The sequence below is a fragment of the Arenimonas sp. genome (assembly GCF_035312645.1).
Lineage (GTDB): Bacteria > Pseudomonadota > Gammaproteobacteria > Xanthomonadales > Xanthomonadaceae > Arenimonas.
The window spans coordinates 1-13,055 of sequence record NZ_DATGBO010000091.1 but is presented as its reverse complement, the minus strand read 5'-3'; the positions used below and the strand labels follow the sequence as shown (position 1 = coordinate 13,055).

Sequence of the window (13,055 nt, the reverse complement as noted above, 5' to 3'; positions counted from 1 at the left end):
TTACCCATCGCCAGCGCCGGCGCGACTTTCCACGCCGCCATCAGCATCGGGAAATTCCACGGCACGATCGCAGCGATCACGCCCAGCGGTTCACGCGTGACCAAGCCGAGTTCGTCACGACCGGTCGGTGCGATTTCGTCGTAGACCTTGTCGATCGCCTCGCCGGTCCAGTTCATGCAGCGCACCGTCGCCGCCACATCTACCGCCAGCGCGTCGCCGACCGGCTTGCCCATGTCCAGGGATTCGAGCAGCGCGAGTTCCTCGCCATGCGTTTCGATCAGCTGCGCGAATTTGATCAGAGCGCGCTTGCGCTTCACCGGCGAACTCTCCGACCACAGGCCCTTGTCGAAGGCGCGGCGCGCGGCGGTGACGGCGCGATCGATATCCTCTCCCGCACATTCGGCGACGGCAACGATCACCCGGCCATCGATCGGACTGATGCAATCGAAAGTCTTTCCCGATGCGGCATCGACGTAACGACCATCGATGAACGCCTGGTTGCGGATCTGCAGAGCGGCGGCGCGTGCCTGCCAGTCTTCTCGGGATTGCGGCTTGCCCATGGCGAACTCCGAACGATGCGGGCGGGGCTGCGCCCCTCTCCCCGGCCCTCTCCCGGTGGGAGAGGGAGTTGCGATGATTAGAACGAGGGAGGCGTGTTTGCGCTCACCAGGATCGCCGGCTCGTTGCCGACATTGCGGAAACGATGCGGCGTGCGGCTCTCGAAGTAATAGGCTTCGCCGGGGCCGAGCACGCGCACGCGCTCGCCAACAGTGATCTCGACCTGACCCTGCACGATCACCCCGCCTTCTTCGCCATCGTGGGAAAGCATCGTCTCGCCAGTATCGCTGCCCGGCGGCATCACTTCGCGCAGGATGCACATCTGGCGCGTGCCGCGGCGCTTGCCGACGAGGAAATAGTGGACGCCGTTGCTGCCCAGATCCGGCAGATCATCGGCGGCGTAGAACGGGCCGTCGCTGGCGTCGCCGGCAAGATCCATGGTGAAGAAATCGGCGAGCGAAATCGGAATTCCGTCCAGCACTTTCTTCAGGGAACTCACCGACGGACTGACCTTGTTCTGCTCGATCAGCGAGATGGTGCTGTTGGTCACGCCGACGCGCTTGGCCAGCTCGCGCTGGCTCAGACCCTTGCTGGTGCGTACCGATTGGAGGCGTGAGCCGATGTTCATGGATGGCCTGATTTACGTGATGCGGAATATTTAACACTGGCCGCAGACATGGTCAATTATTCAACAGACGCATCATGTTGTAAATTTTATTCAACACTGCTAGGTTCCGGCTGAAAACCTCGCCAGAGCCAGCTCATGATCCCGCGCAGCGACGCCTCCCCGCCCCCGCCGTCCAGCCTCGGCGACGCCTATGTGACCCAGGCCACGAGCTCGCCGGAACACATGGATGCGTTCTGGATGCCGTTCACCGCCAACCGCCAGTTCAAGCAGCAGCCGCGCATGCTGGCCAGTGCGAAAGGCATGCATTACACCGACGTCGCCGGCCGCGAAATCCTCGACGGCACCGCCGGCTTGTGGTGCTGCAACGCCGGCCATGCGCGCCCGCGCATCATCGAGGCCGTCAGCCGGCAGATCGCCACGCTCGATTTCGCGCCCACTTTCCAGATGGGGCATCCGCTGCCGTTCGTACTCGCCGAGCGCCTCGCGGCGATCGCGCCCGAATCGCTCAAGCATGTCTTCTTCACCAACTCCGGATCCGAATCGGTCGATACCGCCTTGAAGATCGCGCTCGCGTATCAGCGTGCCCGCGGCGAAGGCCAGCGCACGCGTTTGATCGGCCGCGAGAAGGGCTATCACGGTGTTGGCTTCGGCGGCATTTCTGTCGGTGGCATGGTCAACAACCGCAAGTTTTTCGGGCCGATGCTGCCCGGCGTCGATCACCTGCGGCATACGCTGGACATCGCGCGCAACGCGTTCACGCGCGGGCTGCCGAAACACGGCGTCGAGCTGGCCGAAGATCTCGAGCGTCTCGTGCAGTTGCATGACGCGAGCACGATCGCCGCGGTGATCGTCGAGCCGATTTCAGGTTCGGCGGGCGTGGTGCTGCCGCCAGAGGGCTATCTCAAGCGCCTGCGCGAGATCTGCGACAAACACGGCATCGTGCTGATCTTCGACGAAGTGATCACCGGTTATGGCCGCGTCGGCGATGCGTTTGCCGCGCAACGTTTCGACGTCACGCCGGACATCATCACCACCGCGAAGGGCCTTACCAACGGCAGCGTGCCGATGGGCGCGGTGTTCGTCTCCGACGCGATCCACGCGGCCTTCATGCAGGGCCCGGAAGGCATGATCGACTTGTTCCATGGCTACACTTATTCCGGCCATCCGCTGGCCTGCGCGGCGGCGCTGGCGACGCTCGACACGTACGCCGAAGAGGGATTGTTCGCCAAGGCGATCGAACTGGGCAGTTACTGGGAAGATGCGATCCACGCGCTGCGCGAGCTGCCGAACGTCATCGACATCCGCAATTTCGGCCTGGTCGGTGCGGTCGAACTGGCACCGCGCGAGGGCAAACCCGGCGCCCGCGCCTTCGACGTGTTCAGCAAATGCTTCCACGACAAGGGCCTGATGGTCCGTACCACGGGGGATGTTATTGCGCTGTCGCCGCCGCTAATCCTGGGCAAAGAGCATATCGACCAGATTTTCGGGCGACTCGCCGAGGCGATCCGGGAAACGGCTTAGTACAATGCCCGGCCCGGCCCTGACTGGCCGGATGCCTCAAGACAACAACATCGCGTCATGCCCCGGGAGGGCAATCCCATGCTTATCGGCGTCCCGAAAGAAATCAAGAACCACGAATACCGCATCGGCCTCACGCCTTCCGGTGCCCGCGAACTGATCGCCAACGGCCACAAGGTGATGGTGCAGAACGACGGCGGCAAGTCGATCGGCCTGACCAACGAGATGTACATCAAAGCCGGCGCCGAGATCGTCAACAGCGCAGAAGAAATCTTCAAGCGCGCCGACATGATCATCAAGGTCAAGGAGCCGCAGCCGAACGAATGCAAGATGCTGCGCCCGGGCCAGGTGCTCTACACGTATCTGCATCTCGCGCCGGATCCGGAACAGACCAAGGCGCTGGTCGCCTCGGGCGCGACCTGCATCGCCTACGAAACCGTCACCGATCGCAATGGCGGCCTGCCGCTGCTCGCACCGATGAGCGAAGTCGCCGGTCGCATGTCGATCCAGGCCGGCGCGCATGCATTGGAAAAAGCCCAGGGCGGTTCCGGCGTGCTGCTCGGCGGCGTGCCGGGCGTGAAGCCAGCGGAAGTACTGGTGATCGGCGGCGGCGTGGTCGGCATCAATGCCGCGCGCATGGCGATGGGCATGAACGCGCACGTCACCATCCTCGACCGCTCGCTCAATCGCCTGAAAGAACTCGACGAACTCTACGGTGATCGCCTCACCACGATCTATTCCACCCACGACGCGATCGAAGAACGCCTGCCCGATACCGATCTGGTGATCGGCGCTGTGCTGATTCCCGGCGCGGCGGCACCGAAGCTGGTTTCGCGCGAACAACTCAAGCTGATGCGTCCGGGCTCGGTACTCGTCGACGTCGCCATCGACCAGGGCGGCTGCTTCGAAACCAGCAAGGCCACCACGCACCAGAATCCAACGTATGAAGTCGACGGCATCATCCACTACTGCGTCGCCAACATGCCCGGCGGCGTCGCGCGCACGTCGACCTTTGCGCTCACCAACGCCACCCTGCCCTTCGCCGTGCAATTGGCGAACAAGGGCGCGCGCCAGGCGATGCTCGACGACCCGCACCTGCTCAACGGCCTCAACGTCCACGCCGGCAAGCTGACCTACGAAGCCGTCGCCAAGGATCTGGGCTACGAATACGTGCCGGCGGCGAAAGCATTGGGCTGACGCGTGATGTAGGAGCGACGCAAGTCGCGACTCGCGTCGCTCCTACGGAATGTTCCAGGAAAATCCATGACCGAAACCCCCGCCACGCTTTCGCACTTCATCCACGGAAAGGAAGTCGCGGGAACCAGCGGGCGTTTCGGCGACGTCTTCAATCCCGCGACAGGCCAGATCAGCGGCAGGTTGCCGCTGGCGTCGCCTGCTGAAGTCACGCACGCGATCGATATCGCTGCCGAGGCTTTCAAAGCCTGGGCCGTCGTCACGCCGCTGCATCGTGCGCGGGTGATGTTCAAGTTCAAAGCCCTGCTCGAACAACACGCCGATGAGATCGCGCTGGCGATCACCCGCGAGCACGGAAAAGTCCTGTCCGATGCGCGCGGCGAAGTGACCCGCGGCATCGAGGTCGTCGAATTCGCCTGCGGGATTCCGCATCTGCTCAAGGGCGAGCACTCGATGAACGTCGGCAGCGGCGTCGACAGCTACAGCGAATATTCGCCGCTGGGCGTGGTCGCCGGCATCACGCCGTTCAATTTTCCCTGCATGGTGCCGATGTGGATGTTTCCAATCGCCATCGTCTGCGGCAACACCTTCATCCTCAAACCTTCCGAGCGTGATCCGACGCCGCCCATGCTGCTGGCGCGCTTGCTCACGCAGGCCGGCCTGCCCGACGGCGTGTTCAATGTCGTGCATGGCGACAAGGAAGCCGTCGACGCCTTGCTCGACGATCCGCGCGTGCAGGCGGTGAGTTTCGTCGGCTCGACGCCGATCGCCGAATATATCTACGCGCGCGGCAGTGCCGCCGGCAAACGCGTGCAGGCGCTGGGCGGCGCAAAAAACCACATGGTGGTGATGCCCGACGCCGATCTCGACCAGGCCGCGAATGCCTTGCTCGGCGCCGGCTACGGTTCGGCCGGCGAGCGTTGCATGGCGATTTCCGTCGCAGTCTGCGTCGGCGATGCCACCGCCGATGCCTTGATCGCGAAATTGAAGCCCATGGTCGAAAATCTGCGTGTGGGCGCCGGCCACGCTGGCGATCCCGACATGGGTCCGCTGATCACGCGCCAGCATCGCGACAAGGTGCGCGGCTATGTCGATCTCGGCGTCACGGAAGGCGCGCATCTCGTCGTCGATGGCCGCGACTTGAAAGTGCCCGGCTGCGACGAAGGTTTTTTTCTCGGCGGCTGCCTGTTCGATCACGTCAGCGCCGACATGCGCGTCTATCGCGAGGAAATTTTCGGGCCGGTGCTCTGCGTCGTCCGCACCAAGGATTTCGACGAAGCGGTCGCACTCGTCAACGCCCACGAATACGGCAACGGCACCGCGATCTTCACCCGCGACGGCGATGCCGCCAGGCAGTTCGCGCACGGCATCCAGGTCGGCATGGTCGGCATCAACGTGCCGATTCCCGTGCCGATGGCCTTCCACAGTTTCGGCGGCTGGAAGCGTTCGCTGTTCGGCCCGCTGCACATGCACGGTCCCGATGGCGTGCGCTTCTACACGCGCCTCAAGACCATCACGGCGCGCTGGCCGACCGGCATTCGCGCTGGCGCCGAATTCAGCATGCCGACGATGAAGTAACCGGCGTCATCCCGGCGCAAACAGGGATTCCTTCGGCTTTTCCGCACTTCGCCAGTAAGCGGGCGCAGATTGACCAGCTGCGCTGTTAAGGGCCGTCGCGATGGCGGTATCCTGTCCGACCCGCGATACCGATGCCTGTATGTCCTCCCTGATCCGCGAACGCGCCGTGCTCAAACCCGCCCAGCTCAATGCGCTGGCGCGTGATTTGCTGGAAGGAAGCTTCGCGCAGGTGTGGGTCGAAGGCGAGATCAGCAATTTCTCGCGGCCGGCGTCGGGGCACATCTATTTCACGCTCAAGGACGACCGCGCCCAGGTCCGCTGCGCGCTCTTCAAGCAAAAGGCGATGTACCTTCGCTTCGTGCCACGCGACGGCCTGCAGGTGCTGGTGCGCGGCCGCCTGACGCTTTACGAAGCACGTGGCGACTACCAGCTCGCGCTCGAACACATGGAAGAAGCCGGCGAAGGCGCGCTGCGACGTGCATTCGAAGAGCTGAAAACGAAACTCGCCGGCGAAGGTCTGTTCGCCGTCGAACGCAAGCGCGAACTGCCGCGTTTCATTCGTCGCCTGGGCGTGATCACTTCACCGCGCGGCGCCGCCGTACGCGATGTGCTCAGCGTCCTGGGTCGGCGCTTCCCGCTGCTGCAGATCGAGATCCTGCCCGTGCCGGTGCAAGGCGACGGCGCGGCAACGGAAATCCGCACGATGCTGGAAAAGGCCGCGAAGTCCGGTCGCTACGAAGCGCTTCTGCTCACGCGCGGCGGCGGTTCGCTGGAGGATTTGTGGAGTTTCAATGATGAGGCGCTGGCGCGCGCGATCGCTGCGTCATCCATTCCGGTGGTCTCGGCCGTCGGCCATGAAATCGACTTCACGCTCGCCGATTTCGCTGCCGACCTGCGCGCGCCGACGCCGTCCGCCGCCGCCGAGCTTCTGGTTCCCGAACGCAGCGAACTCCTCGCCCACCTCGCGCAATTGCATCGAAGACTCGAAGCTGCGCATCTGCGTAAACAGACCGCGCTCGCCCAGCGCAGCGATCAGGCCTGGTTGCGCCTGCTGGCGATGCAGCCCCGGATTCGTCTGGAACGCGGCAGCCACCGTCTCGCCGCGTTGCGCGCGCGCCTGGATGCGACACTGACGGAAACGCTGGGCAGGAAGGTCGAACGATTGCGCCGCAGCATGCAACGCCTAGATCGTCAGCATCCGCAAGAAAACCTGCTGCTGCAACGTCATCGCATGGCGATGCTGCAGCAACGTCTGCAAAGCCGGATCGGACATCGTCTCGAGCAATACGCACTGCAATTGCGGGGCATCGCCAGGACGATGAATTCAATGAGTCCGTTCGCGACGCTGACCCGCGGCTACGCCATCATCCGGCGCGAGGACGGACAGGTGTTGCGCCATTCCCGCGACAGCCAGCCCGGTGACACGCTGCATGCGCAACTCGCCGAAGGCAGTCTGGTGGTCGTGGTGAAAAACCGCGGCGATTGACCTGCTCAGGCGGGCGGTTCCGCGCCGGGCATTGCCAGCGCGCCGTTCGCCAATTCCACGCCCACGCCTTTATCGCGTTTCGCGCGGTACATCGCGGCGTCGGCTTCGCGCATCAGTTCCGCTGCCTGCACGCCGTGCTTCGGATACGCCGCGACGCCGATGCTGGCGCCGATCTGCAATTCCTGCCCCTGGATGCGGATCGGATTGGCCAGCGCTTCGCGGATGCGTTGCGCGTAAGCGAGCAGACGCTCGTCGCTGATCGTCGCCTCGTCATCGACCAGCAACAGAAACTCGTCGCCGCCCATGCGCGCGATGGTGTCGCTGGATCGCACCGCCTGCTTGAGCCGGAAACCGATCGTTTCCAGCACTTCATCGCCGGCCGCGTGGCCGAGTGTGTCGTTGATCGGCTTGAAGCCATCGAGGTCGATGCACAGCAAAGCGAACACGCGGTGATTGCGCTGGCTCCTGGCAATCAGCTGATTGAGCCGATGCAGCGCCGCAGCGCGATTGGGCAGTTGCGTCAGCGGATCGACGCCGGCCATCGTGCGGATGCGCAGGCGATCGCGCAGGATGCGAAATACCGCCAGCGTCACGAATGCCGTCACGATCAATCCGATCACGCCGGCCTGCGTCCGCCACCATTCGGGAATCTGCCAACCGTCGCGCGGCGTGGCCGACAGCAGCCAGCTGCCGCCCGGCACGAACGCCGGCACACGCACCGCGTGGAAACTCACCGGCGCCTCTTCGCCATAGATGCTTGCACCAGCCGGGCCAAGCGCATCACGACCACGGATGTCGACGCGCAAATCGTTTTCCAGTGCCGCCAGACCGGCGTCCTCGAGCAGCGCATCGAAATCGAGCGTAAGCACCGTCGCGCCCCACAATCGCGGCACGCCGTCCTTCGCAACCCACACCGGCAGGATGCACGTGAGGCCACGTCGACCATCGCTAACTGGCCAGGGACCGGAGAGCACCGGATCGTCGAGCTGGATGGAATTGAGCAATGACGGACGGAAACGCGTCGAAGCCATCAGGTCGAGGTTCTGCCAGTCGACATCGCTGCGCTGCGGATAGACCTCGTTGATCTTGTAGCCCGGCGCCAGCGAAAGATTGAGCATGTAGGGGTCGCTCATGCGCAGTTCTTCGGCGATGCGCTCGAATTGCTCGTGGGTCATGCTCTCGCGGATGACCAAGTCGGCGGCAAGGCCACGCAACTGCGCGACGCTGGAATAGATGCGAGTTTCGAGCCGCGCGCGAAAATCGGAGAGATCCGCCTGCACCTGCGATTGCTGCTCGGCCATGCTCTGCTGCCGCGAAAGCTGACCGGCCTGCCAGCTCAGAAACACGCCGAGAACCAGCACCGCAAGCGTGACCAGGCGAACGATCAGCATTCGCCGCGACGGCAACTTCGGTAACTGGCGACGATCCTCGAGGGGCATGAGCCACGGCTCGCAGAAGGGACGGTCGATTATCGCACTAACCCCTCACGCGAAGTCCGGGCGTTCGCTTGCTGGCCCAACCCAACTTGTTGGCCTGACCCGACTTGTTGACCCAACCCAAATGGAGACCGTCATGCGCCAGTCCTTGCTAGCCCTCGCCATCACTCTCAGCCTCGCCACTGCCTGCAGCCCGACCCGACCCTCCGAGCCGAAAGACAACATCGCCGGTACTGTGCGCGAATCCGATGAGGGACGCGCGCAGGAGGAAACAAAAACCGAAGCCGAAGTCGCAGCAGCAGCCGCAGGTGCCACCGTCGCTTACGATGATGCAGCTGTGGTTGCAGCGGTCGCCCCGCCGCCGCCTGCGATGCCAGCCTCTATTTACGCAGCGAAACCACAACCACAACCGGCGCGCGCGCGCGCCGACGGCATGGCCAGCAATGCCGCGCCGATGATGGCGAAGGAAATGCTCGCCGCCCCCGCGGCTGCCGGCTACACGCTCGCCGAATCCGAACCGGTCAATACCGAGCACTACGCCGAGCACAAGGACAATCCGACGCAGTTGGTATCGGAGAATCCAGTCAGCACGTTTTCCATCGACGTCGATACCGGCAGCTACAGCAACGTGCGCCGCATGCTGATGGCCGGGCAACGCCCGCCCGCGGATTCGGTGCGCGCCGAGGAGATGATCAATTATTTCGACTACGGTTATGCCGGTCCGGCGACGCAGCAGACGCCATTCCGCGTCAGCACCGAAATCGCACCCGCTCCCTGGAACAGCAAACACGAGCTGGTGCAGATCGGCATTCAGGGTTACAGCGTAGACAAGGCAAAAATCCCCGCATCGAACCTGGTATTCCTCATCGACACCTCCGGCTCGATGGAGTCCGAAGACAAGCTGCCACTGCTCAAGCGCAGTTTCAGCGAACTGGTGAAGCAGCTGCGTCCGCAGGATCGCGTGTCCATCGTCGTCTACGCCGGCAGCGCTTGTCTGGTGTTGCCACCGACGCCCGGCGACCAGCAACAGACTATTCTCGCCGCGCTCGATCATCTCAGCGCTGGCGGTTCGACCAACGGCGGCGCCGGCATCCAGCTCGCCTATGCGATGGCCAAACAGAGCTTCATCAGCCGCGGCGTCAATCGCGTGATCCTCGCCACCGACGGTGATTTCAACGTCGGCACCGTCGATCAGAAAGCACTGGAAACCCTGATCGCCGACCAGCGCAAATCCGGCATCGCCCTGACCACACTCGGCTTCGGTACCGACAATTACAACGACGCGATGGCCGAGCAGCTCGCCGATATCGGCAACGGCAACCATGCCTATATCGACAGCATCAATGAAGGTCGCAAGGTACTGGTGGAGGAACTGTCCTCGACCATGCTCACCATCGCCGCCGACGTGAAAATCCAGCTCGAGTTCAATCCGGCGGTGGTCGCGGAATATCGCCTGATCGGTTACGAAAACCGCGCGCTGCGCCGCGAGGACTTCAACAACGACAAGGTCGACGCCGGCGAAATCGGCGCCGGCCACGACGTGACGGCGCTCTACGAAATCACCTTGGTGGGCTCCGGCGGTAATAGCGTCGATCCGCTGCGTTACGGCAAGACCGATGCCGCGACGAATGCCAAGGGCAATGAAATCGGCTGGCTGCGCCTGCGCTACAAGCAACCCGGCGCCGATAGCAGCCAGCTACTGCAGACGCCGCTCACGCGCACTCAGATCGCTGCCAAGGCCAGCGACCGCATGCGTTGGGCGACCGCCGTCGCGGCCTATGCGGACCTGCTGCGCGGTGGCAAGAACGTCGGGCACTTCGGCTGGGATCAGGTGCATGCGCTTGCCGCTTCCGTGCCCGGAACTGATCGCTGGGGCTACCGCGCCGAGTTCCTGCAACTGATCGATCGTGCCCGCACGATCACCCAGGGCGATGCGCCGGTGGCAGTCAGCGAATGACCGCGATCGGTCGCCTGACGCTCGTCGCGCTAGGCGAAACCGCGAAAACTTCGTACGCTCCGCCTCATGCAGGCGGAGCAACCCGACGAAGAACTGATGCTGGCCTACGGGGCCGGCGACGCCGGTGCGTTTGAAGTGCTCTACTCCCGCCATCGCGGCCCGTTGTTTCGCTTCATGCTGCGCCAGGTGCGCGAGCACGGCACGGCCGAGGAGCTTTACCAGGATGTCTGGCAGAAAGTGATCGTGGCGCGCGAGCGCTATCGGGTCGAGGCCAAGTTCACCACCTGGCTTTACCAGATCGCGCACAATCGCCTGACCGATCACTGGCGCGCGCAATCGCATCGCCCACCGGCGCCGGAAGATGCCGTCGAGCGCGCCGAGCGCGAGCCCGATCCGCAGACGCCGGAACGCCAACTGTCGACCTTTCAGGAACGTCGCCGCCTGCAGTTGGCATTGGAAGAATTGCCCGCAGATCAGCGGGAGGCGGTGATGCTGCGGCTGGAGCAGGAATTGTCCCTGGAAGAAATCGGCGAGATCACCGGCGTCGGCAGGGAAACGGTCAAATCGCGGCTTCGCTATGCCCTCGACAAACTTCGGCAACGACTGAACTCATGACCACGCACGAGCCAACCCGGGATCCACTGGACGAGGAAGAACGCGAGTTCTCGCGCATCATCCGCGCCCTGCCCGGCGGCGAGCCTTCGCCGGCGCTGGATGCGCGCATCCTGGGCGCGGCGCAGGATGCCGTCGCCGCAGCGCCGCGGCGGCGAGTCCGGCCCTGGGCTGCGGGCGGCGCGTTGTGGGGCATCGGCACGGCAGCTGCGGCCGTACTCGCGATCGGCGTCAGCTGGCATGTGATGAACCCGCAGTCCGATCAGCTACCGGTGCCGGCTCCATCAGCGAGCAGCGCCAGCTCGGCGGATCAGGAAGACTCCGGCGTCCCGGTCGAATTCAAGATCGAAGCCCCGCGCGAATACGACAATTCACCGCCGCCGACGCTGCCCGCTGCCGCAACAGCGGCGAGCACCCGCGCCGACAAACCTGCGCCACCGCCGATGGCGCAGGCACCCGCGGCGCCACCACCGCCACCGATGCCCACGCCGTTCATCGACGAACATGTCGCCAACGCGAACGATCAAGCCACGGACGCCGTCGCCAGCGACAGCCAGCGCGAAATCGCCAGAGCGTCCAGGGCGGCCGCTCCTGCCCCGGTGGCTGCTGCGGCCGCAAGCGCCGGCAACGCCGCACCGGCCATGGCGAAAGCGGAGCAGGCCGATGCACGCGAGCCGCAGACCGCGGGCCAGCTGTCGGCCTCGGCGGAAGCCGGCGCGAGTGTCGCGGCGCCAGCGAAACCCGATGATTTCCGCGGCAAACCGGCGACCTGGCTCAAGCACATCCGCGAATTGAATGCCGCCCACGATGCCGTCAATGCCAAGCTCGCATTGCGCCAGTTCATCAAGCGCTATCCGCACTACCCGATTCCTTCCGACCTCGCGCCGCTATTGCGCGAGTGATTGCGCCATGACGCAATACACGCTGGCCGCGCCGGCGCGCTTCGTACTCGAGGTGAAGAAAAGCCGCTTCCTCGCACAGGCGACGGCCGTCGAAACGCCGACGCAGGCTCTCGCCTGGCTGGCACAGATCAGCGACCCCGATGCGACCCACAATTGCTGGGCATATCGCGTCGGCAGCGCCTACCGCTTTTCCGATGACGGCGAACCCGGCGGCACGGCCGGCCGGCCAATCCTTTCGGCGATCGAAGGCCAGGGCATCGACCGCGTCATCGTCGTGGTCACGCGCTGGTATGGCGGCATCAATCTCGGTGCCGGCGGCTTGGTACGGGCTTATGGTGGCGCGGCAGCGGAATGCCTGCGCACTGCCGAACACCTGGCCCTGGTGGAAAGGATGGAGGTCGCGCTGAGCTGCGATTTCGCGCTTTCCGGCAACGTACACGGTCTGCTGGCCAGCTTCGAGGCGGAAAAACTCGGCGAATCCTTCGACGAACACGGCCTGCGCTTGCATTTGCGCCTGCCGGTTACCATGTATCCGGCATTCGCCCTGCGCCTGCGCGACCTGAGTCGCGGCGCGGCCCTGATGCATCCGATCGAGACCGCCCCCGAATGAATACGCCCGCCGAGTCACCGCGCCAACGCCTGATCTCGCTACGCGGCATGCTGCCCTTCCTGCGCCCGCAGCGGCGCCTGCTGGCGCTCTGGCTCACCGCACTCGCGATTTCCTCCAGCGCGACGCTGTTTTTCCCGGTCGCGATCAAGCATCTGATCGATCAGGGCTTCAGCCACGACGGCTCGGTCGATCGCTGGTTCCTGCTGCTGTTCGCAGTCGCCGCGGTGATGGCGCTGGCGACAGCGGCACGCTTCTATTTCGTCTCGTTGCTGGGCGAACGCGTGATCGCCGACCTGCGCCAGAAGCTCTATGGCCACCTGCTCGACCTCGACCAGAGTTTCTTCGAGCGCACGCGCAGCGGTGAGCTACTGTCGCGGCTGTCGGCAGATGCGGAATTGCTGCGCGGCGTGGTCGGTTCGGCGATGTCGATCGCGCTGCGCAGCGGCATCACGGTGATCGGCAGCGCGGTCATGCTGGCGATCACCAGCCCGCGCCTGGGCAGTCTGGTGTTGATCGGCATTCCGCTGGTGGTGGTGCCGATCGCGCTCTCGGGCCGGCGCGTGCGCGGCGCCGCCA

At 64.5% G+C, this 13,055-nt stretch carries 12 protein-coding genes; 9 read left to right on the top strand and 3 right to left on the bottom strand.

The annotated features are described in order from the left end of the window. Together VKM35_RS08510 and VKM35_RS08505 are read right to left on the bottom strand one after the other, a co-directional pair. Window positions 1–560, bottom strand: a 560-nt coding sequence (locus tag VKM35_RS08510; RefSeq protein ID WP_324320384.1) for an aldehyde dehydrogenase family protein, incomplete at its 3' end; no start/stop codon positions are given. A 77-nt stretch (window positions 561–637) separates the two neighbouring features. Beyond that, window positions 638–1,186, bottom strand: a complete 549-nt coding sequence (locus VKM35_RS08505; RefSeq protein ID WP_324320382.1) for a cupin domain-containing protein — start codon at window positions 1,184–1,186, stop codon at window positions 638–640. A gap of 222 nt (window positions 1,187–1,408) precedes the next feature. Here VKM35_RS08505 and VKM35_RS08500 point away from each other — a divergent pair, with 222 nt between their 5' ends. The 4 genes from VKM35_RS08500 (at window position 1,409) to xseA (ending at window position 6,962) form a co-directional block, all read left to right on the top strand. Continuing rightward, window positions 1,409–2,707, top strand: a complete 1,299-nt coding sequence (locus tag VKM35_RS08500; RefSeq protein WP_324320386.1) for an aspartate aminotransferase family protein — start codon at window positions 1,409–1,411, stop codon at window positions 2,705–2,707. A gap of 78 nt (window positions 2,708–2,785) precedes the next feature. Next, window positions 2,786–3,901: an alanine dehydrogenase gene (gene ald / locus VKM35_RS08495; protein WP_324320380.1), complete on the top strand. Its 1,116-nt coding sequence runs from the start codon at window positions 2,786–2,788 to the stop codon at window positions 3,899–3,901. Between the two features lie 66 nt (window positions 3,902–3,967). Next, window positions 3,968–5,476, top strand: a complete 1,509-nt coding sequence (locus VKM35_RS08490) for a CoA-acylating methylmalonate-semialdehyde dehydrogenase (RefSeq protein WP_324320378.1) — start codon at window positions 3,968–3,970, stop codon at window positions 5,474–5,476. A gap of 139 nt (window positions 5,477–5,615) precedes the next feature. Beyond that, window positions 5,616–6,962, top strand: a complete 1,347-nt coding sequence (gene xseA / locus VKM35_RS08485; protein WP_324320376.1) for an exodeoxyribonuclease VII large subunit — start codon at window positions 5,616–5,618, stop codon at window positions 6,960–6,962. A gap of 5 nt (window positions 6,963–6,967) precedes the next feature. Here the strand turns inward: xseA and VKM35_RS08480 are convergent, their stop codons facing one another. Beyond that, window positions 6,968–8,353 carry a sensor domain-containing diguanylate cyclase gene (locus VKM35_RS08480; RefSeq protein WP_324320374.1) on the bottom strand — a complete coding sequence of 462 codons (1,386 nt, stop codon included), beginning with the start codon at window positions 8,351–8,353 and terminating at the stop codon, window positions 6,968–6,970. Between the two features lie 181 nt (window positions 8,354–8,534). Between VKM35_RS08480 and VKM35_RS08475 the strand changes: the two genes are divergently transcribed. The 5 genes from VKM35_RS08475 to VKM35_RS08455 all read left to right on the top strand — a co-directional run. Then, on the top strand, window positions 8,535–10,355 hold the full coding sequence (locus tag VKM35_RS08475) for a VWA domain-containing protein (protein ID WP_324320372.1): 1,821 nt from the start codon (window positions 8,535–8,537) through the stop codon (window positions 10,353–10,355). A 96-nt stretch (window positions 10,356–10,451) separates the two neighbouring features. Continuing rightward, entirely contained in the window at window positions 10,452–10,970 is a 519-nt protein-coding gene (locus tag VKM35_RS08470; protein WP_414636601.1) for an RNA polymerase sigma factor, read from the top strand. Then, window positions 10,967–11,869 carry a hypothetical protein gene (locus tag VKM35_RS08465; protein ID WP_324320368.1) on the top strand — a complete coding sequence of 301 codons (903 nt, stop codon included), beginning with the start codon at window positions 10,967–10,969 and terminating at the stop codon, window positions 11,867–11,869. The genes VKM35_RS08470 and VKM35_RS08465 overlap by 4 nt, the downstream gene beginning before the upstream one ends. 7 nt (window positions 11,870–11,876) lie before the next feature. Continuing rightward, the gene (locus VKM35_RS08460; protein WP_324320366.1) at window positions 11,877–12,479 is read left to right on the top strand and encodes a YigZ family protein; all 603 of its coding nucleotides are present in this window, start codon (window positions 11,877–11,879) and stop codon (window positions 12,477–12,479) included. Then, a partial coding sequence (locus VKM35_RS08455) for an ABC transporter transmembrane domain-containing protein (protein ID WP_324320364.1) occupies window positions 12,476–13,055 on the top strand: 580 nt, incomplete at its 3' end. The genes VKM35_RS08460 and VKM35_RS08455, both read left to right, overlap by 4 nt.

Excerpts from the sequence above, each read along its gene's own strand:
- VKM35_RS08470 (WP_414636601.1), top strand. The coding sequence starts at position 10,452 with ATGCTGGCCTACGGGGCCGGCGACGCCGGTGCGTTTGAAGTGCTCTAC.
- VKM35_RS08460 (WP_324320366.1), top strand. The coding sequence starts at position 11,877 with ATGACGCAATACACGCTGGCCGCGCCGGCGCGCTTCGTACTCGAGGTG.
- VKM35_RS08500 (WP_324320386.1), top strand. The coding sequence starts at position 1,409 with ATGGATGCGTTCTGGATGCCGTTCACCGCCAACCGCCAGTTCAAGCAG.
- VKM35_RS08490 (WP_324320378.1), top strand. The coding sequence starts at position 3,968 with ATGACCGAAACCCCCGCCACGCTTTCGCACTTCATCCACGGAAAGGAA.
- VKM35_RS08480 (WP_324320374.1), bottom strand. The coding sequence starts at position 8,353 with ATGCTGATCGTTCGCCTGGTCACGCTTGCGGTGCTGGTTCTCGGCGTG.
- VKM35_RS08465 (WP_324320368.1), top strand. The coding sequence starts at position 10,967 with ATGACCACGCACGAGCCAACCCGGGATCCACTGGACGAGGAAGAACGC.
- ald (WP_324320380.1), top strand. The coding sequence starts at position 2,786 with ATGCTTATCGGCGTCCCGAAAGAAATCAAGAACCACGAATACCGCATC.
- xseA (WP_324320376.1), top strand. The coding sequence starts at position 5,616 with ATGTCCTCCCTGATCCGCGAACGCGCCGTGCTCAAACCCGCCCAGCTC.
- VKM35_RS08475 (WP_324320372.1), top strand. The coding sequence starts at position 8,535 with ATGCGCCAGTCCTTGCTAGCCCTCGCCATCACTCTCAGCCTCGCCACT.
- VKM35_RS08505 (WP_324320382.1), bottom strand. The coding sequence starts at position 1,186 with ATGAACATCGGCTCACGCCTCCAATCGGTACGCACCAGCAAGGGTCTG.